The 18,406-nt window shown below is 62.6% G+C and carries 15 protein-coding genes; 6 read left to right on the plus strand and 9 right to left on the minus strand.

Annotated features, from left to right (window positions below; all coding sequences use genetic code 11):
• Window positions 1-148: 148 nt before the first annotated feature.
• The 4 genes from H620_RS0122960 to ttgA all read right to left on the minus strand — a co-directional run bounded on the left by H620_RS0122960 (window position 149) and on the right by ttgA (window position 7,435).
• The gene (locus tag H620_RS0122960; protein ID WP_023378917.1) at window positions 149-1,402 is read right to left on the minus strand and encodes an OprD family porin; all 1,254 of its coding nucleotides are present in this window, start codon (window positions 1,400-1,402) and stop codon (window positions 149-151) included.
• 271 nt (window positions 1,403-1,673) lie between these two features.
• Window positions 1,674-3,128, minus strand: a complete 1,455-nt coding sequence (locus H620_RS0122965) for an AdeC/AdeK/OprM family multidrug efflux complex outer membrane factor (RefSeq protein WP_027908105.1) — start codon at window positions 3,126-3,128, stop codon at window positions 1,674-1,676.
• Window positions 3,125-6,277 carry a multidrug efflux RND transporter permease subunit TtgB gene (gene ttgB, locus H620_RS0122970; protein WP_023378920.1) on the minus strand — a complete coding sequence of 1,051 codons (3,153 nt, stop codon included), beginning with the start codon at window positions 6,275-6,277 and terminating at the stop codon, window positions 3,125-3,127. The genes H620_RS0122965 and ttgB overlap by 4 nt, the downstream gene beginning before the upstream one ends.
• A gap of 3 nt (window positions 6,278-6,280) precedes the next feature.
• Window positions 6,281-7,435 carry a toluene efflux RND transporter periplasmic adaptor subunit TtgA gene (gene ttgA, locus H620_RS0122975; protein ID WP_023378921.1) on the minus strand — a complete coding sequence of 385 codons (1,155 nt, stop codon included), beginning with the start codon at window positions 7,433-7,435 and terminating at the stop codon, window positions 6,281-6,283.
• Window positions 7,436-7,691: 256 nt separating this feature from the next.
• Between ttgA and ttgR the strand changes: the two genes are divergently transcribed.
• Window positions 7,692-8,324 carry an efflux transport transcriptional regulator TtgR gene (ttgR, locus tag H620_RS0122980; protein ID WP_023378922.1) on the plus strand — a complete coding sequence of 211 codons (633 nt, stop codon included), beginning with the start codon at window positions 7,692-7,694 and terminating at the stop codon, window positions 8,322-8,324.
• A 70-nt stretch (window positions 8,325-8,394) separates the two neighbouring features.
• Here ttgR and H620_RS0122985 read toward each other — a convergent pair whose 3' ends face one another.
• Window positions 8,395-9,846 carry an MDR family MFS transporter gene (locus H620_RS0122985; protein WP_023378923.1) on the minus strand — a complete coding sequence of 484 codons (1,452 nt, stop codon included), beginning with the start codon at window positions 9,844-9,846 and terminating at the stop codon, window positions 8,395-8,397.
• Between the two features lie 438 nt (window positions 9,847-10,284).
• Between H620_RS0122985 and H620_RS0122990 the strand changes: the two genes are divergently transcribed.
• Window positions 10,285-11,154 (plus strand): isocitrate lyase/PEP mutase family protein, encoded by an 870-nt coding sequence (locus tag H620_RS0122990; protein WP_023378924.1) that lies wholly within the window; start codon window positions 10,285-10,287, stop codon window positions 11,152-11,154.
• 257 nt (window positions 11,155-11,411) lie between these two features.
• Here H620_RS0122990 and H620_RS0122995 read toward each other — a convergent pair whose 3' ends face one another.
• Entirely contained in the window at window positions 11,412-12,320 is a 909-nt protein-coding gene (locus H620_RS0122995) for a LysR family transcriptional regulator (protein ID WP_027908106.1), read from the minus strand.
• 140 nt (window positions 12,321-12,460) lie between these two features.
• Between H620_RS0122995 and H620_RS0123000 the strand changes: the two genes are divergently transcribed.
• On the plus strand, window positions 12,461-13,075 hold the full coding sequence (locus H620_RS0123000) for an NAD(P)-dependent oxidoreductase (RefSeq protein WP_027908107.1): 615 nt from the start codon (window positions 12,461-12,463) through the stop codon (window positions 13,073-13,075).
• A 45-nt stretch (window positions 13,076-13,120) separates the two neighbouring features.
• On the opposite strand, the gene H620_RS0123005 is transcribed toward H620_RS0123000, so the two are convergent.
• Window positions 13,121-13,996 (minus strand): LysR substrate-binding domain-containing protein, encoded by an 876-nt coding sequence (locus tag H620_RS0123005; RefSeq protein WP_023378927.1) that lies wholly within the window; start codon window positions 13,994-13,996, stop codon window positions 13,121-13,123.
• 114 nt (window positions 13,997-14,110) lie between these two features.
• Here H620_RS0123005 and H620_RS0123010 point away from each other — a divergent pair, with 114 nt between their 5' ends.
• The gene (locus tag H620_RS0123010; protein WP_023378928.1) at window positions 14,111-15,748 is read left to right on the plus strand and encodes a 5-guanidino-2-oxopentanoate decarboxylase; all 1,638 of its coding nucleotides are present in this window, start codon (window positions 14,111-14,113) and stop codon (window positions 15,746-15,748) included.
• Window positions 15,749-15,782: 34 nt separating this feature from the next.
• Here the strand turns inward: H620_RS0123010 and H620_RS0123015 are convergent, their stop codons facing one another.
• Window positions 15,783-16,703, minus strand: a complete 921-nt coding sequence (locus tag H620_RS0123015; RefSeq protein ID WP_023378929.1) for an AraC family transcriptional regulator — start codon at window positions 16,701-16,703, stop codon at window positions 15,783-15,785.
• A gap of 202 nt (window positions 16,704-16,905) precedes the next feature.
• Between H620_RS0123015 and H620_RS0123020 the strand changes: the two genes are divergently transcribed.
• The gene (locus H620_RS0123020) at window positions 16,906-17,199 is read left to right on the plus strand and encodes an antibiotic biosynthesis monooxygenase family protein (RefSeq protein WP_023378930.1); all 294 of its coding nucleotides are present in this window, start codon (window positions 16,906-16,908) and stop codon (window positions 17,197-17,199) included.
• Window positions 17,200-17,327: 128 nt separating this feature from the next.
• Window positions 17,328-17,561 carry a hypothetical protein gene (locus tag H620_RS0123025; protein WP_027908108.1) on the plus strand — a complete coding sequence of 78 codons (234 nt, stop codon included), beginning with the start codon at window positions 17,328-17,330 and terminating at the stop codon, window positions 17,559-17,561.
• On the opposite strand, the gene H620_RS0123030 is transcribed toward H620_RS0123025, so the two are convergent.
• The gene (locus tag H620_RS0123030; RefSeq protein WP_023378932.1) at window positions 17,562-18,173 is read right to left on the minus strand and encodes a flavin reductase family protein; all 612 of its coding nucleotides are present in this window, start codon (window positions 18,171-18,173) and stop codon (window positions 17,562-17,564) included. It abuts the gene before it with no gap.
• Window positions 18,174-18,406: the final 233 nt, after the last annotated feature.

The raw sequence follows: 18,406 nt of genomic DNA on the forward strand, positions 1-18,406 counted from the left end.
GTTCAGCGAATGGCGGTAGCGTACGCCGGCGTATTCAGGTCGATCGCGGTGCGCAGGGCAGCGCGGGGGAGGTGGCGGGGGCCGTAGAAGCGCAAGTGAGGAAGGGTGCTGTAGTGGCCTCATCGCCGGGCGATGAGGCCAGGCCAGCTTACAACAGGTTCAGCGGATAGCTGACGATCAACCGATTCTCATCGAAGGCGTTGGTGCTGAAATCGCGGCGCATGGTGGAGTTGCGCCATTTGACCGACAAGTCCTTGAAGGTGCCGGACTGCACCACATAAGCCAGCTCGGTCTCCCGTGCCCATTCCTTGCCATCGTCGACGCTGCTGGTGTGAACGTTGTCGCCCTTGATGTAGCGGTTCATCAAGGTGAGACCCGGCACGCCGACAGTGGCGAAGCTGAAATCATGACGTACCTGCCACGAGCGTTCCTTGGCATTGTCGAAGCTGGAGTTGTAGCTGTCGTTGGCCAGGGTGCCGCCACTGGTGCCGTTGACCCGCATCCAGGCGTCGTCACCGCTGACCTTCTGCAAGCCGACGTAGAAGGTATGCCCCTTATAGCGGGCCGAGAGCATGGCCGACGCGGTGCGGTTGTCGAGTTCGCCTGCGCGCTCGGCGCCGTCTTCCTTGCCGATGAAGTAGCCGAGGTTGGCGCCCAGGGTCCAGTCACCCAGTGGCTGGCTGTGCACCAGGTTGATGTATTGCTGGCGGTAGATGTCCTTGAGCTGGGCATCCCACAAGCCAATCATCGTGCGCTTGTCGTTGAAGGTGTACTCACCCCCGCCGAAATTGAAGCGATCCGAGGTGAAGGCGGCGCGGCCGTTGAGCGACATGTCTTCCATGCTGGCGTCGTTGCGTGGGCTGTTGCCACGGAACTGGCCGGCATACAGGGTCAGGCCGTCGATTTCCTTGGAGGTGATCTGGCCGCCGCGGAAGGTTTGCGGCAGCGAACGGCCATCGTCCGAACGCAGGATCGGCAGCACCGGCATCCACTCGCCGACCTTCAGTTCGGTTTGCGAAAGCTTGGCTTTGAGCGCCACGCCCAGACGGCCGAAATCATCGGCAGGGCGACCATCGTCATGAACCGGGAGCAGGTGGGTGTTGGTGGTGCCTTTGCCGCCATCGAGCTTGACCGAGTACAGGCCTAATACATCGACGCCAAAGCCTACGGTGCCCTGGGTGAAACCGGAACGGGCGTCGAGGATGAAGCTTTGCGTCCACTCTTCGGCCTTCGCTTGTGGGTGGGCCGAGTCGACGAAATTGCGATTGATGTAGAAGTTACGCAGGTTAAGTGTGGCCTTGGCATCCTCCACGAAACCGCCTTCGGCGGCCAGAACAGGGAAGGCGCAGGACATGGCCAACAGGCCGGGCAGCAGCTGGCGTGCGGGGTACGAAGTGCTCATCTGTTGTCAATCTCTTGTTTTTATGGGGCGAACCGGCGCGCTGCAGGGACACGTGTGCAGGGGCGGGTCTTTTTCTGATGAACGTGTGCAGCGTTTCGGGGCAGATGGTGCTGAATCGGGGGAGGGTGGGGCAATTGGTCGCAAACGGAAGCGGGCGATAATCGAACGGAATGTTCCAGCTGGTTAATTGTCCGCAGTCGATGGGGTCGATACGGCCAGGTCGCAACAAAAAGCCCACTGCGAAGGTGGGCTTGATGTTTTAGCTGTCGACTCAGCTTTTCGGTGTTTCCACCGAAGCTTGCTGGTTGGCTTGTCCGGTCTGCTCGTACCAGCCCCCACCCAGAGCCTTGTACAGGTTGACCTCGCTGGTCAGCTGCGAGAGGCGGTCGCTGATCAGGGCTTGCTGGGCGCTGAACAGGTTGCGCTGGGCATCGAGGAAGGTCAGGTTGCTGTCGATACCGATACGGTAGCGACGCTCGGCCAGGCGGTAGTAATCCTGGTTCGCCTGCACCAGGTCACGCTGTGCCTGCAACTGCTCTTCGAAGGTCTTGCGCGCCGCCAGGCCATCGGAGACTTCCTGGAAGGCGGTCTGGATGGTCTTTTCGTACTTGGCGACGTTGATGTCCTTCTGGATCTTGGAGTAGTCCAGGCTGGCCTTCAGGCTGCCGGCGTTGAAGATCGGCAGGTTGATCTGCGGCTGGAACAGCCAGGTGCCTTGGCCGCCCGAGAACAGGTGACCCATGTCCGGGCTTAGGCTGCCTGCGTTGGCGGTCAGGCTGATACTCGGGAAGAACGCGGCCCGAGCCGCGCCGATGTTGGCGTTGGCGGCCTTGAGCAGGTGCTCGGCTTCCTGGATGTCCGGACGGCGCTGGAGGATGTCCGATGGCAGGCCGGCCGGTACCTCGGCCAGCTGGTCGGCATTGAGCTCCAGCGGCTTAGGCAGGTCGGCCGGAATGCTGGTGCCGAGCAGCACCGCCAGGCTGTTGACGTCCTGGGCGACCAGGCGCTGGTACTGCGAGTACTTGACCCGGGCGCCTTCCACGGCGGTGCGTGCCTGGCTGACATCGAGCGCGGAAGCCACACCGACTTCGTTGCTGCGGCGAGTCAGGTTGTAGCTTTCCTCGTAGGTCTTGAGGGTCTCTTCGGTGAGCTTGAGTAGCGCCTGGTCGGCCTGCCAGGTGTAGTAGGCATTGGCCACGCTGGCCACCAGGGCGATCTGCGTGGAGCGACGTGCCTGCTCGCTGGACAGGTAGGTTTCCAGGGCCTGCTCGGTCAGGCTGCGCACTCGACCGAACAGGTCCAGTTCGTAGGCGCTGACACCCAGCGTAGCCGAGTACTGGCTGTTGATCCCGGCTTCACCGGTGGTCGACATGTTCGCCGGCACCCGCTGGCGGCTGCCGCTGCCAGTGGCCGAAACCGCTGGGAACAGGTCGGCCCGCTGGATGCGGTATTGCGCGCGGTAGGCGTCGATGTTCAGCGCCGCCACGCGCAGGTCGCGGTTGTTCTCCAGGGAGGTCTGGATCAATCGCTGCAGTGCCGGGTCGTGGAAGAACTGGCGCCAGCCCTGCTCGGCGGCGGCTACCTCGGCCGATTGGGTAGGCGAGTACGCAGGGCCTTGCGGCCACTGCGCTGCCACCGGAGATTCCGGGGGCTGGTAGTCAGGGATCAGCGAGCAGCCGCCGAGAATGAAAGCGGTTACCGCCAGGGTCAATAAAGACTTGGTCATTGCCCAGCCTCATAACGTGGAGTTTCAGGGGTGGCGTCTTGTTTCGGTTCTTTGCTGCCGAACAGCGACGACACTGCGACGAAGAATAGCGGTACCCAGAAGATGGCCAGTACGGTCGCACTGATCATGCCGCCGATCACGCCCGTGCCGATGGCGTGCTGGCTGCCGGCGCCCGCGCCGCTGGCGATGGTCAACGGTACCACGCCGAGGATGAACGCCAGCGAGGTCATGATGATCGGACGCAGACGCATACGGCACGCCTCGATCGCCGCATCGTATAGGCTGCGGCCCTGCTCGTGCAGTTCCTTGGCGAACTCGACGATCAGGATCGCGTTCTTCGCCGCCAGGCCGATGGTGGTCAACAGGCCCACGAGGAAGTACACGTCGTTCGACAAGCCGCGCAGACTGGTGGCGATCAGCGCACCGATGATACCCAGCGGTACGACCAACACGACGGCGATCGGGATCGACCAGCTTTCGTACAGCGCTGCCAGGCACAGGAACACGAACAGAACCGAGAGGGCGAACAGTGCTGGCATCTGCGAGCCGGAGAGTTTTTCCTCGTAGGACATGCCGGTCCACGAGTAACCGATACCGGACGGCAGTTCGCCAACGATGCGCTCGACCTCGGCCATGGCTTCACCGGTACTGTAGCCCGGCGCCGGGGCACCGAGGATCTCGACCGCTTCCACGCCGTTGTAGCGCGACAACTTCGGCGAACCGTAGCTCCATTCGCCTTTGGCGAAGGACGAGAACGGCACCATCTCGCCTGCAGCGTTGCGCACGTACCACTTCTGCAGGTCTTCCGGGCTCATCCGCGAGCTTGGCTCGCCCTGGATGTAGACCTTCTTGACCCGGCCACGGTCGATGAAGTCGTTGACGTAGCTGGCACCCAGGGCGATCGACAGGGTGCTGTTGATGTCGGCGATGGTCACGCCCAGCGCGCTGGCACGTTCGTCATCGACTGTCAGCAGGTACTGCGGCTCGTCGTTCAGGCCGTTCGGGCGTACCGCGCTGAGGATCTTGCTTTGCGCGGCCTTGGCCAGGAACTGGTTGCGCGCCTCCATCAGCTTGGTATGGCCGACGCCGGCGCGGTCCTGCAGGAACACGTCGAAGCCGGTGGCGTTACCCAGTTCGAGCACCGCGGGCGGTGCGAAGGCGAACACCATGGCATCGCGGAAGCTGAAGAAGTGCTGCTGGGCGCGTTGTGCCAGGGCAAACACGCTGTTCTCCTTCGAGCGCTCGTCCCACGGCTTGAGCATGATGAATGCCATGCCCGAACTCTGGCCACGACCGGCGAAGTTGAAGCCGTTCACGGTAAAGACCGAGGCAACGGTTTCGGACTCGTCCTTGAGCAGGTATTCACGCATCTGGTCGATCACAACCTGGGTGCGCTCGGCGCTGGAACCTGCTGGCGTCTGCACCTGGGCGAACAGTACACCCTGGTCTTCCTCAGGCAGGAATGCCGTTGGAATGCGGGCGAACAGCCAGATCATGCCGACCACGATCAGGGCGTAGGCGAGCAAAAACGGCAGTTTGTTGCGCAGGATGGCACCGACGCTGCGCTCGTAGCCTTGTACGCTGCGGTCGAAGTTGCGGTTGAACCAGCCGAAGAAGCCGCGCTTGGCCACATGGTGTTCGCCTTTCTTCAGCGGCTTGAGCATGGTGGCGCACAGGGCCGGGGTGAAGATCAGGGCTACCAGCACCGACAGGCCCATGGCCGAGACGATGGTGATGGAGAACTGGCGGTAGATCACACCGGTGGAGCCGCCGAAGAAGGCCATCGGTAGCAGTACAGCCGACAGCACCAGGGCGATACCCACCAGGGCACCCTGGATCTGTTGCATGGAACGCTTGGTCGCTTCCTTGGGCGGCAGGCCCTCCTCGGACATTACCCGCTCGACGTTTTCCACTACGACGATGGCATCATCCACCAACAGGCCGATGGCCAGTACCATGGCGAACATGGTCAGGGTGTTGATGCTGAAGCCTGCGGCGGCCAGGATACCGAAGGTACCCAGCAACACCACCGGCACGGTCATGGTGGTGATGACGGTGGCGCGGAAGTTCTGCAGGAACAGGTACATCACCAGGAACACCAGGACCACCGCTTCGATCAGGGTATGGATAACCCCGCTGATCGACTCGGTCACCACTGGGGTGGTGTCATACGGGAACACAGCCTTCACGCCCGGCGGGAAGAACGGCTCCAGGTCGCTGATGGTCTTGCGCAGGGCCTTGGCAGTGTCCAGGGCGTTGGCGCCGGTGGCCAGCTTGACCGCCAGACCCGACGCCGGCTTGCCGTTGAACTGGGCGCTGACGGCGTAGTTTTCGCCGCCGAGGCCAACGGTCGCCACATCGCCCAGGCGGACCTGGGAACCGTCGCTGTTGACCTTGAGCAGAATCTTCTCGAACTGTTCGGCGGTCTGCAGGCGGGTCTTGCCGATGATGGTGGCGTTGAGCTGGTTGCCAGGCAGGGCAGGCAGGCCACCGAGCTGGCCGGAGGATACCTGGATGTTCTGCGCGCTGACGGCGGTCTTCACATCGACCGGAGTCAGCTGGAACTTGTTGAGCTTGGCCGGATCGAGCCAGATACGCATGGCGTACTGGGCACCGAACACCTGGAAGTCACCTACACCGGCAGTCCGAGAGATCGGGTCCTGCATGTTGGAGACGATGTAATTGGCCAGGTCGTCCTTGGTCATGCTGCCGTCTTCGGACACCAGACCGATCACCAACAGGAAGTTTTTCACTGCCTTGGTAACGCGGATGCCCTGTTGCTGCACTTCTTGCGGCAGCAGCGGGGTGGCCAGGTTCAGCTTGTTCTGTACCTGGACCTGCGCGGTGTCGGGGTTGGTGCCCTGCTCGAAGGTAGCGGTAATGGTCATGCTGCCGTCGGAGTTACTTTCCGACGACACATAACGCAGGTTGTCGATACCGTTGAGCTGCTGCTCGATGACCTGCACCACGGTGTCCTGCACGGTCTGCGCCGAAGCGCCCGGGTAGGTCACGGCGATGGCGATGGCCGGCGGCGCGATGCTGGGATACTGGTTGATCGGCAGCTTCAGGATCGACAAGGCGCCGACCAGCATGATCACCAAGGCGATCACCCAGGCGAAGATCGGGCGATCGATAAAGAACTTCGACATGGTTTACTCCGCTTTGGCGTCTGCTTTGGCCGTGCTGGCCTGGGCTTGGCCGGCCGGCTTCTTGACGTTGGTGGCTTCGCTGACCTTGACCTCGACACCCGGACGCACATACTGCAGCCCTTCGGTGATCAGGCGGTCGCCAGGGTTCAAACCTTCCTCGATCAGCCAGTCGCTACCCAGGGTCCGGCTGGCCTTGAGCTGGCGCAGCTCGACTTTGTTTTCCTGATTGACCACCAGTGCGGTCGGCGCACCCTTGAGGTCGCGGGTCACACCCTGCTGCGGGGCCAGGATGGCGTTGCTGTTGACCCCGGCCTGCAAGCGGGCATGTACGAACATGCCTGGCAGCAAGGTGTGTTCAGGGTTGGGGAAAATGGCGCGCAGGGTGACCGAACCGGTGGTCTCGTCGACCGCGACTTCGGAGAACTCCAGGCGACCTTCCTGCTTGAACAGGCTGCCGTCCTCCAGCACCAGTTGCACCTTGGCGGCATTGTTGCCGGCCTTCTGCAGCTGGCCGCTCTCCAGGTCACGGCGCAGCTTGAGCAGCTCGGCAGTGGACTGGGTGACATCGACGTAGATCGGGTCAAGTTGCTGGATCGTCGCCATGGCATTGCTCTGGCCATTGCTCACCAGGGCGCCTTCGGTCACCGAGGAGCGACCGATACGGCCGCTGATCGGCGCCAGTACCTTGGTGTAGCGCAGGTCGATCTGGGCGCTCTTGAGGGAAGCCTCGGCCTGCAATCGTTTGGCATTGGCATCGTCGTATTCCTGCTTGGAGACAGCCTGTTCGTCGATCAGCTGCTTGTAGCGCTCGGCCAGCGAGCGGGTCGCCTGCAGGTTGGCCTGGGCATTGGCCAGGTTGGCTTCGTAGACGGCCGGGTCGATCTGGTAGAGCTGCTGGCCTTCCTTGACGTCGCTGCCTTCCTTGAACAGGCGTTTGAGAATGATGCCATTGACCTGCGGACGCACTTCGGCGACCCGATAGGCACTGGTACGCCCCGGCAGTTCCGAGGTGAGGGTGAAGGCTTGTGGCTGGATGGTTACGACGCCGACCAGAGGAGCCTGCGCTGCGGGCGCTGCTTCTTCTTTCTTACAGCCACTGAGCAGGGTTGCCAGGGCGACGGCGGAAACCAGAGCGGTAACGGCTGGCTTGAATTGCATGAGGATCCTCGGGTCGCTAGAGCAGGGAGACGCTCAAGAGTAATGGAAGAGTCTTGTCAGAAAAAAATCTATCCGGTGGATAAATAGCTTACTAACGAATATACTTACATTCACGGTTGTTTGTAAATACCGCTGGGTGGTACTCGGCTACTGCCACAGCCCTTGATTAGCCTGTACGGAAGGTGCCCTGCAGAGGCAGCTCCGGTGGTTTCCCCGTCCGCGACACGCGTTCGGGCCCAAATGAGGTTGTACTGCCATGGTCCGTCGAACCAAAGAAGAAGCCCAGGAAACCCGCGCCCAGATTATCGAAGCCGCGGAAAAGGCCTTCTACAAGCGCGGAGTTGCGCGAACCACCCTGGCCGACATCGCTGAACTGGCGGGCGTAACCCGGGGGGCGATCTACTGGCATTTCAATAATAAGGCCGAGCTGGTTCAGGCGCTGCTGGACAGCCTGCACGAAACCCATGACCACTTGGCGCGTGCCAGTGAAAGCGAGGACGAAGTAGACCCGCTCGGCTGCATGCGCAAGCTGCTGCTGCAAGTGTTCAACCAGCTGGTGCTCGACGCCAGAACCCGGCGTATCAATGAAATCCTGCATCACAAGTGCGAGTTCACCGATGACATGTGTGAAATTCGCCAGCAGCGCCAGGGCGCGGTGCTGGACTGCCACGAGGGCATTACCTTGGCACTGGCCAATGCAGTGCGCCGGGGCCAGTTGCCTGCCGAACTGGATGCAGAACGCGCTGCCATCGCACTGTTCGCCTATGTCGATGGCTTGATCGGGCGCTGGCTTTTGCTGCCGGACAGTTTCGACCTGCTGCGCGATGCCGAACAATGGGTCGACACCGGGCTGGATATGCTGCGCTTGAGCCCGGCGCTGCGCAAATGACACTTTGTTAAGGATTGTGATGAAGTGTTTCCCCCATGTATTAAGGGGGGATTAACTGGGCGAGCCTGGCTTACCGTCCCCGCAACTGCCGATCAGGCAACGCAATCGCCGCCAGCAACCCTAACACCGCGGCCAGCGCACTTCCCATCAATAGCTGGCGGAACGTCTCAAGCAATCGCGCCTGGGTCTGCGCGTCTGCCTCCCCGGCCTGCAGGCTCCCCAGCAGTGGGTTGCCCAATAATTCGAAGCCGCCCTGGTGCAGCAAGGCCAGCAGGAAGCTGGACATGCACGCCACGCCCATGGCTCCGCCGAGCGAGCGGAACAGGTTGGTGGTGCTGGTGGCTACACCGATATCCTTGATGTTCACCGCGCTCTGCGTGCCCACCAGCGAGGTTGGGAACTGCAACCCGCAAGCGATCCCGGTCAGCAGCATGAAGAGGCCACTGAGCAGGCTGGATTGTGGCGGAGTGATGGCCATGGCGAAGATCGCTACCGGCATCAGCAGCGCACCGGCCAGGATCTGTGGTTTGTAGCGGCCGGTGAAGCTGGTCAAGCGCCCGCCGGTGAAGGCGCCCACGGGCAGCCCCATGGCGAGTGGCAACAGGTGCAGTGCGGCGCTGTCGGCGCCGGCACCGGTGATGCCCTGGAAACGCAGCGGCATGAGCATGGTCAGCGAGATCGACTGGAAACTGGCGAAGAAAATCACGCACCAACACAGCACCGCGACGCGATTACCGAACAGGTCCATGGGCAGCAGTGGTTCGCGGCAGCGCCGCTCGTGCGCCACGAACAGGGCCAAGCCGAGGGCGGCGCTGGCCAAAAGGGCCAGTACCGGAGCGGCTGTCCAGCCCTCGCCCTGGCCGACCAGTGTGATGCCCAGCAACAGGCTGCCCAGGCCAAGAATCAACAGCACCGCGCCCAGATAATCGACCCGCGCCTCGCGACGCCTGACCGGCATGTCGCGCAGGGCGCGGTGGATCGCCCATAGCGCGAAAAGGCCCAGCGGCAGGTTGATCCAGAACACCCAGCGCCAGGACAGGTATTCGGTGAGCCAGCCGCCGACCACGGGCCCGGCCACGCTGGCCAGGGCATACATGCTGCTGAAATACCCCTGGTAGCGACCTCGCTCCCGAGGGGGCACGAAGTCGCCGATGATGGCCTGGCTCACCGATACCATGCCGCCGGCGCCGATCCCTTGCAGCACCCGGGCGAGCACCAGTTGCTGCATGTCCTGGGCCAGGGCACAGGCGACCGAGGCCAGGGTGAACAGGCCGATACCGGTCAGAATCATGCGGCGGCGCCCATACAGGTCGCCGAGCTTGCCGTAGATCGGTACGGCCACGGTCATGGCCACCATGTAGCCGGAGATGACCCACGCCAACAGGCCGACGTCGTTGAACTGTGCCGAGATGGCAGGCAGTGAGATGGCAACGATGGTCTGGTCGAGGGCGCCGAGGAAGATGGCCAGCATCAACGCGGTGAGTACGTTGCGCAAAACGGCGGGGGGCAGGGCGGCGGTCACGGGGCTTACCTTGTCTTGGCTTTGGGCAGTGGCTCTATCTCGGTGACAGGGCGCCGTCGTCAGCGAAAGCGGCGTGTTTCCTGTGAGAGCGGAGTTGCCCGCGATGGGCGGGTGCGAATTCCCGGATTGTAACCCGAGTTAGGTAGCTCCCTATGTACTATCTGCATCCCCTATGCAAGATCGGCATTGGCGCATTCATCCAGAGCTGCATGGCTGCGTGCTATCTTGGCTGAGCCGCAGAGGCTGAAATCCGGGGCTTGCCCCAGCTTGGTGCGAACTGCAAATGCCGGATTTTCTCGTCGCTGTATCCCATACCTTTTATTCCTCTGCCTGCATGTCGAGCATGACCGCCCAGATGGCGACGGTTGGAACAGGTCAGGTAGACCCGATTCAGGGGTCGGTAGCAACCGTTCAATTTCACGTTATTGCGGAGTGATCATGCCCAAGGCTTCCCATAAAGATCTGCGTATTGCCTTCCGCGAGCTGCTCGCTTCAGGTTCCTGCTATCACACCGCGTCCGTGTTCGACCCGATGTCGGCGCGCATTGCCGCTGACCTGGGCTTCGAAGTGGGCATTCTCGGTGGCTCGGTGGCCTCGCTCCAGGTGCTGGCCGCCCCGGACTTCGCCCTGATCACCCTGAGCGAATTCGCCGAGCAAGCTACCCGTATTGGCCGTGTGGCCCAGTTACCGGTGCTTGCCGATGCCGACCATGGCTACGGCAACGCGCTCAATGTCATGCGTACGGTCATCGAACTGGAGCGCGCCGGTGTCGCCGGCCTGACCATCGAAGACACCTTGCTGCCGGCCCAGTTCAGCCGCAAGTCCACCGACCTGATCTCGGTCGAGGAAGGTGTCGGCAAGATCCGTGCGGCCCTTGAGGCCCGAGTCGATTCGTCGATGGCGATCATTGCCCGTACCAACGCAGGGGTGCTGAGCACCGAAGAAATCATCGTGCGCACCCAGAGCTACCAGAAGGCCGGTGCCGACGGCATTTGCATGGTGGGCGTGAAGGACTTCGAGCAGCTCGAGCAGATTGGCGAGCACCTGAACGTGCCGATGATGCTGGTGACCTACGGCAACCCGAACCTGCGCGACGACGAGCGCCTGGCCCGCCTGGGCGTGCGTGTGGTGGTCGATGGCCATGCCGCCTACTTTGCCGCGATCAAGGCCACCTACGACTGCTTGCGCCTGCAACGGGGCCAACAGAACAAGTCGGAGAACCTCAGTGCGACCGAGCTCTCGCACACTTACACCCAGCCCGAGGACTACATCCGCTGGGCCAAGGAGTACATGAGCGTCGAGGAGTGACCGGCGCGTGGCGCCGAGGTCAACGCACGGCGCTCAAGGTTGCACTCTGAGGCACGCAGTGCTCATGCTGGCAACTGGCTGCTGAGTGGGGTTGGCTGCGAAGCAGCTCTACCCGCCAGCAAGCCGAGCCGTAAACACCCGCTACGGCCAGCAGCATTACCACAAGGGCGATTCTTCTGGTTTTGATGCCCATGATGCTCACCTCCAGTCCCGGCAACAGGTGATACACCTGAGCATAGGTCAGTCGGGACGGCTTGTCAGGGCCAGCCCTGGTCCCATTCTGGTTCCGCCTGAAAACGTTGAGACAGAAAATCCAGCATGCTGCGCAAGGTTGCCGGCATGTGCTTGCGCGAGGTGTACACCGCGTTCAGGCTCAGCGCTTGCGGTTGTGCCTCTGGTAGCACGCGAACCAACTCTCCACTGCGCAGCGCCGCGGCAGCCAGGTAGCTTGGCAACATTGCGATACCCGCGTTGGCCAGCGTCGCCGTCTGCAGGGTCATGGCCTCGTTGGCGGTGATATTGCCTGCGACGGGGACCGCGATCTGTTGGCCCTGCACATCGAATTGCCACAGGTCGTGCCCGAAGTAGGCGTGGGTCAGGCAGTTGTGCCGGCTCAAATCCTCGACCCGCTGTGGCGTTCCGTGCTGGCGCAAGTAGGCTGGTGAAGCGCACACCACCGAACGGCACACGGTCAAGCGTCGGGCGATCAGGTTCGGGTCAAGGTCGTTACTGGTACGAATCGCCAGGTCGATGCGTTCATCGACCAGATTCACAGTGCGGTCCAGTACCTGCAGGTCAACCTTCACCCCTGGGTAGCGCTGCACGTAATCGGCGATCGCGGCCACCAGTTGTGCCTGTGCGAACGACGTGCTGACGCTGATGCGCAGCTCACCACGCGGTGCATCATCCGGCTGGCGCACGGCTGTTTCCAGCTCGCCGGCCAACTCCAGCAATTGGCGACAGCGGGGCAGGGTTTGCTGGCCGGCGGCGGTCAGGCTCAGCTTGCGTGTGGTGCGTTGCATGAGGCGCGCGCCGACCCAGTCCTCCAGCGCTGCCAGATACCGCGAAACCACCGGTCGCGATAATTGCAGCTGATCCGCCGCCGCCGATTGGCTTCCCAGGTCGACGACGGTGACGAAGACGCGCATGGCGTTCAGACGGTCCATGATTTGCTCGATTTCAGAAACAAACTATGTCCCAGCATCGCATTTTTCGTAATGAAGCGGGCAACTAAGCTGATGAGCATGTTGTCGCCGCTGCCTTGGCGATCGAAGTGGTAAACACCTTAACGAAGGGAGTGTTGTTCATGAGCAAGATCGCAATCATCGGTGCCACCGGCCGGGCTGGCGGCCAGTTGCTGGAGGAAGCCCTGCGCCGTGGTCATAGCGTCGTCGCGATTGCCCGCGACCCCTCGCGCTTGCAAGGGCGTGCAGGTGTCACGGTCAAGGCGTTGGATGCCAAGGACAGCGCAGCCTTGCAGGCGGCCGTTGCGGACGTGGATGCAGTGCTGAGTGCTGCGCACTTCTCGACCCTCGAACCGCAGGCGGTTATCGAGCCGGTCAAGCGCGCTGGGGTAAAGCGACTGCTGGTGGTAGGCGGCGCCGGCAGTCTGCTGCTACCGTCCGGCCAGCGGGTGATCGACAGTCCTGACTTCCCCGAGGCGTACAAGGCCGAGGCCAGTGCAGGGGTTCGTTTCCTGGATGCGTTGCGCCAGGAACAAGCGCTGGACTGGACCTTCCTGTCGCCTTCGGCGGAATTCGTCGAAGGAGAGCGCACGGGCCATTACACGCTTGGCAAGGATCATCTGTTGATCGGCAAAGACGGCAAGAGCTGGATCTCTTTCGCTGATTTCGCCATCGCCCTGATCGATGAATTGGAAAAACCAGCGCATTCGCGGCAGCGGTTCACCGTTGGCTATTGAGTCGGCTTCGAGTTCCGACAAGCCGGCCTCTACAGGGGGGCTGGTTCACTGATGGGCGCGTTGCTCCAGCCAGTCCAGCAATTCGATCAAGCCCGCTGGCAGGCTCTTGGCCTGGCTGACCAGATAGTAGCCTTTGCCGGTCGTGACCTTGACCCCGAATGGCATGCACAGGCGTCCGCTGCGCAGGTCGTCGCCAATCAGCGCCCAATCGCCAATGGCCACGCCGGTGCCCTGGGAGGCCATGGCCATCGCCATGTCCAGCGTCTCGAAATGTTGTTTCGGGCCTTGTGGGTCGAAGGTTGCCCCGGCAGCCTGCAGCCATAGCCGCCAGTCATGCTCGTCGCGCGAAGGGTGCAGCAGCATGTGACGCGCCAGGTCTTCGATCTGGCGCAGCGGCACGGGCCCTTCCAGTAGCGATGGCGCGCAGACCGGGGTCAGTTGCTCGTCGAACAGCTTGCGCACCCGCAGCCCATGGTTCGGCAGACTGCCGTAGACCACGGCGGCGTCAAAGCCTTCGCGACGGAAATCCACCCCGTGTTGCACGGTCGTGGTCAACTCCACCGGTATGTCGGGGCGCAAGGCCTGCCATTCCATCAGGCGCGGCAGTAGCCAGCGCATCACGCAGGTCGGTGCCTTGAGCTGCAACGTGGCATTGCGCCCGCTCACTTCGCGCACGCCTTGCTCGATCAGGGCGAATACCTGCTGCACCCGTGGCAGCCAGTCCTGGCCTTCACGGGTCAGGCTCAGCCCCCGGGCCTGGCGCTGGAACAGGGTATAGCCCAGATGTTCCTCGAGCCCGGCAATCTGCCGGCTTACGGCACCTTGGGTGATGTGCAACTGTTGCGCCGCACGGGTGAAGTTGCAGTGCTGCGCTGTCACCAGGAACGTGTGCAGGGCGGACAGGGGCGGAAGGCGTTTCATCGCGGCGAGCCATGATTAAAGGACATGGCTAGTATGTGTTTTTTTGCCTTGTGGCGATAGCCATGGCTTGGGTCCAATGGGCACAGATACCCAACAAGATCCAAGGTGAATTCCATGGCAACCTGCGGCGAAGTACTGGTCAAACTCCTTGAAGGCTATGGTGTGGACCATGTCTTCGGCATACCCGGCGTCCACACCGTGGAGCTTTACCGGGGCTTGGCGGGCTCCACCATCCGGCATGTCACCCCGCGGCACGAGCAAGGTGCTGGGTTCATGGCTGATGGCTATGCCCGTACTCGCGGCAAGCCAGGGGTGTGTTTCATCATCACCGGCCCGGGCATGACCAACATCACCACCGCGATGGGCCAGGCCTATGCCGACTCGATCCCGATGCTGGTGATTTCCAGCGTGCAATCGCGCGATCAACTGGGCGGCGGGCGCGGCAAGTTGCATGAGTTGCCGAACCAGGCAGCATTGGTGGGGGGCGTGGCGGCCTTCTCGCACACGCTGATGAGCGCCGATGACCTGCCGCACGTGCTGGCCCGAGCGTTTGCCGTGTTCGACAGCGGGCGTCCGCGTCCCGTGCATATCGAGATTCCCCTGGACGTTCTGGTCGAGCCGGCCGATCACTTGCTGCCCGCACGCGTGGTACGCAGTCATCGGGCCGGCGCCGCTGCGCAAGCCGTGGCGGCGATGGCCGAACGCCTGGCCAATGCACGCCGGCCGCTGATTCTGGCCGGTGGTGGCGCCTTGGCTGCGGGTGCGGTTCTGGTGCGTCTGGCCGAGCATCTGCAGGCTCCGGTGGCGCTGACCATCAATGCCAAGGGCCTGTTGCCGTCAGACCATCCGCTGCAAATGGGTTCGACCCAGTCGCTTGTGGCGACGCGCGCCCTGGTGGCAGAGGCCGACGTGGTGCTGGCCATTGGTACTGAGCTGGCCGAAACCGACTACGACGTGACGTTCAAGGGTGGTTTCGAAATCCCTGGCTGCCTGCTGCGCATCGATATCGACCCCGACCAGACCGTGCGCAATTATCTGCCGGCGCTGGCGCTGGTGGCCGATGCAGAGCTGGCGGCCCATGATCTGCTCAACGCCTTGCAAGCACAACCGCAGCCGGCGCGTGCCGAGGACTGGGGTGTGGCGCGGGTAGCGCGCCTGCGCCAAACGCTGTCGGCCGGCTGGGACCAACCGACTTTGAGCCAGACCCGGCTGCTGCGTAGCATCCTGGACCGGCTGCCCAACGCCATTCTGGTTGGGGATTCGACCCAGCCGGTGTACACCGGCAACCTGACCCTGGACATGGACCAGCCACGTCGCTGGTTCAACGCCTCGACCGGCTATGGCACCCTCGGTTACGCCCTGCCGGCCGCCATGGGCGCATGGCTGGGTAGCGCCGAAGCGGTGGCTGAGCGCGCCCCGGCGGTGTGCCTGATCGGCGATGGTGGGCTGCAGTTCACCTTGCCGGAACTGGCCAGCGCGGTGGAGGCCCAGGTCCCGCTGATTGTCCTGCTGTGGAACAATCAGGGCTACGAGGAAATCAAGAAGTACATGGTCAACCGTGCCATCGAACCGGTCGGCGTGGACATCCACACCCCGGATTTCCTGGGTGTGGCTCGGGCATTGGGCGCTGCGGCGGAGCATGTGGCCGATGTCGCCCAACTGCAGGAGGCATTGGGGCATGCCGTGGAGCGCCAGGGGCCGACGTTGATCCAGGTGGATCAGAACCAGTGGCAGTCGGCGGTTCGCGGCTGAGTTTTATACAGCCACGGCGCCTGTGGAGCGGCAATCAACCGGCACTGGCACGCAGCCGGGCCACATCGCGGATCGGTGGCGCGCCATACAGGCGGCTGTATTCCCGGCTGAACTGGGATGGGCTTTCATAGCCCACCCGGTACCCCGCCACCGCCGCCTCCAGGCCATCGTTGAGCATCAGCCTTCGCGCCTCCTGCAGGCGCAGTTGCTTCTGATACTGCAAGGGGCTCATGGAGGTCACGGCCTTGAACCGGTGGTGCAGGGTCGAAGTGCTGAGGTTGACCTCTCGGGCCAGATCCTCGATGCGCAGCGGCAACTGGAAGTTCTGGTTGAGCCAGGTGATCGCCTGGCAGACCCGATGGGTCTGGCTGTTCGCCAGCGCAATCTCGTACAGCCGATAGCCCTGTGGCCCTCGCAGCAGGCGGTAGAGAATCTCGCGGCGGATCAAGGGGGCCAGCATGGCAATGTCTCGCGGTGTGTCCAGCAGTCGGACCAGCCGCAGCAAGGCATCGAGCAACTGCGCATCGGTCCTTTCCACATACAGGCCGCGGCCCGAAGGCAGGTTGGGCACCAGCATCGGTCCGCTTTCGGCAATCAGCTGGCTGATCTCGGCCGGGTCAAGGTCAAGGCGCAACCCCAGGCTAGGGTTCTCCGGGCTCGCATCGAGCTTGACGCCACTGATCGGCAAGGTCACCGACACCACCATGTAATGCAGAGGGTCGTAGGCATACTGCTCGTCACCCAGAAACAGGCTCTTGCTGCCCTGCGCCAGAATGCACAACGCTGGTTGTGCCAACGTGGGCACGGAGCGGATGTTTTCCCGATAACTGACCAGGTACAGGTCATCGATGGCCGAGGCCGGCCCATATGGGTCGCCGGCGTGGCGGCGGATCAGATCGGCCAGTTCCTGACGTTGCAGTTCCAAGGTCGGGTCGATGGACGTGGCGGTGGTCATGGTGGCTTTCCTCTGCTGACCGACGCAGCATAGGTTTGGGCAATGACGGGCGCTAGTCGAAACCTGCACATCGATTGCCTGATCCTGCCGCGCTGCAGGATCAGGCAATCGATGTGCAGTAATGGCCTAACGTGACGCGTGTGCGACGCCCTAACCTTGGCAGCCTGGCTTTTTTGTCTGTCCGCTTCAAGGAGATCGTGCAATGACCCTACGACAACCGGTCACCCATTTGGCTTTCATCCGTGCAAGCAGTGGTCGTTCGGCAGAGCTGGGCGCCCGTCTGCGTGATCTGCTCGAGCCTTCGCTGCGCGCACCTGGCTGCTTGAGCTTCACCGTGCAGCGTTCGCAGGCCGATGGCGACCTGTGGCTGCTCAGCGGCAGTTGGCGGGACCAACAAGCGATGACTGGGTATTTTGCCTCGCCTACCTTGGAATTGTTCGGCGAACTGGTGCAGGCCCAGGTGGTCAGCAGCCTGGATTTGCATACGTTCGATTGATCGTGCGCGGGCTGATCGTCGGTAAACCACCTTGTGCAGGGTGTGTGCAGCCGGCGGAGGGCGACAGGGCTCAAGTGGGCAAGCTTGAGGTAAGATGCCGGCCTTCGATCAACGACGCGGATTGCAACATGGCACGTAGAGAGTTCCCGCATTTCGAAGCGGTTTCGGCAATGGTCCCGGTGCAAGGCGGTGGCTACAACGCCGCCATCGCCATCAAGGCCCTGGGCATGGGCGGTGCCCCACGTTTTCATAAGGTGCTGGACGGCGAGGTGTTCAAGAGCGCCGTGGCGGCCGATGAGGCCGCCTGCGCCGAGCTGGCGCGCCTGCAGGGTGTCAGCGAAGAAGGCGAACTGATCTGGTGATCAGCCGTTTGCCTGGGGCCTGACCATCTTGAACAGGTTGCCCAGCTCGAAGTAGTCCGCCGGGCCACCGCCACGCAGGATCGGTTCGGCGGCAGCGGTATCGTAGATGCCATCCTTGAGCAAATGCTCGGCGATATGCACCGCCACCACTTCGCCAAGAATCAACCAGCTGGGCACCCGTTCCTGGTCAGCTCGTTTGAGCTGGACGATCTGGCTGACCTTGCACTCGAAAGCCACGGGGCTTTCGCCTACCCGGGGCACGTTGACGATGCGCGATGGCGCTGCTGTGAGGTTGCTCAATTCGAACTCGTTCACTTGCGCGGGCACCGCGGCGCAGCTCTGGTTCATGGCTTCGGCCAGGGGGCGGGTGGCGAGGTTCCAGACGAATTCCCCGGTCTGCTCGATGTTGTTCAGGCTGTCTTTGCGCCCGACACTGCAGAAACCGATGATTGGCGGAATGTAGTTGAAGGCGTTGAAGAAACTATAGGGCGCCAGGTTCAGCTGACCTTCGCTGTCTTGCGAGGAAATCCAGCCGATGGGGCGGGGGCCGACGATGGCGTTGAACGGGTCGTGGGGCAGGCCGTGGCCTTTGCTAGGTTCGTAGTAATACATCTGTAGTGGGCTTGCTGGCCCTACCTCTGGGGGGACGAGAGTCCTAGTGTGCCAATCCTTTGCTCCCCTGAAAATGTTCAAGCCCGGCCGAAGCCGGGCTGGTTGGCTCACATCAGGTATCAGCTGATGCGGTTAGCGTTGGTGCGGTCGTAACCGTCTTCGGCGAAGCGTTGGCCGTTGGTGCGGTCGAAGCCGTCTTCGGCGAAGCGTTGGCCGTTGGTGCGGTCGAAGCC

The organism is Pseudomonas taiwanensis DSM 21245, assembly GCF_000425785.1.
GTDB classification, from domain to species: domain Bacteria; phylum Pseudomonadota; class Gammaproteobacteria; order Pseudomonadales; family Pseudomonadaceae; genus Aquipseudomonas; species Aquipseudomonas taiwanensis.

What these genes read in the sequence shown, in the direction of transcription:
- H620_RS0122960 (WP_023378917.1), bottom strand. Translation starts at nt 1,402, where the DNA reads ATGAGCACTTCGTACCCCGCACGCCAGCTGCTGCCCGGCCTGTTGGCC.
- H620_RS0122965 (WP_027908105.1), bottom strand. Translation starts at nt 3,128, where the DNA reads ATGACCAAGTCTTTATTGACCCTGGCGGTAACCGCTTTCATTCTCGGC.
- ttgB (WP_023378920.1), bottom strand. Translation starts at nt 6,277, where the DNA reads ATGTCGAAGTTCTTTATCGATCGCCCGATCTTCGCCTGGGTGATCGCC.
- ttgA (WP_023378921.1), bottom strand. Translation starts at nt 7,435, where the DNA reads ATGCAATTCAAGCCAGCCGTTACCGCTCTGGTTTCCGCCGTCGCCCTG.
- ttgR (WP_023378922.1), top strand. Translation starts at nt 7,692, where the DNA reads ATGGTCCGTCGAACCAAAGAAGAAGCCCAGGAAACCCGCGCCCAGATT.
- H620_RS0122990 (WP_023378924.1), top strand. Translation starts at nt 10,285, where the DNA reads ATGCCCAAGGCTTCCCATAAAGATCTGCGTATTGCCTTCCGCGAGCTG.
- H620_RS0122995 (WP_027908106.1), bottom strand. Translation starts at nt 12,320, where the DNA reads ATGGACCGTCTGAACGCCATGCGCGTCTTCGTCACCGTCGTCGACCTG.
- H620_RS0123000 (WP_027908107.1), top strand. Translation starts at nt 12,461, where the DNA reads ATGAGCAAGATCGCAATCATCGGTGCCACCGGCCGGGCTGGCGGCCAG.
- H620_RS0123005 (WP_023378927.1), bottom strand. Translation starts at nt 13,996, where the DNA reads ATGAAACGCCTTCCGCCCCTGTCCGCCCTGCACACGTTCCTGGTGACA.
- H620_RS0123010 (WP_023378928.1), top strand. Translation starts at nt 14,111, where the DNA reads ATGGCAACCTGCGGCGAAGTACTGGTCAAACTCCTTGAAGGCTATGGT.
- H620_RS0123015 (WP_023378929.1), bottom strand. Translation starts at nt 16,703, where the DNA reads ATGACCACCGCCACGTCCATCGACCCGACCTTGGAACTGCAACGTCAG.
- H620_RS0123020 (WP_023378930.1), top strand. Translation starts at nt 16,906, where the DNA reads ATGACCCTACGACAACCGGTCACCCATTTGGCTTTCATCCGTGCAAGC.
- H620_RS0123025 (WP_027908108.1), top strand. Translation starts at nt 17,328, where the DNA reads ATGGCACGTAGAGAGTTCCCGCATTTCGAAGCGGTTTCGGCAATGGTC.
- H620_RS0123030 (WP_023378932.1), bottom strand. Translation starts at nt 18,173, where the DNA reads ATGTATTACTACGAACCTAGCAAAGGCCACGGCCTGCCCCACGACCCG.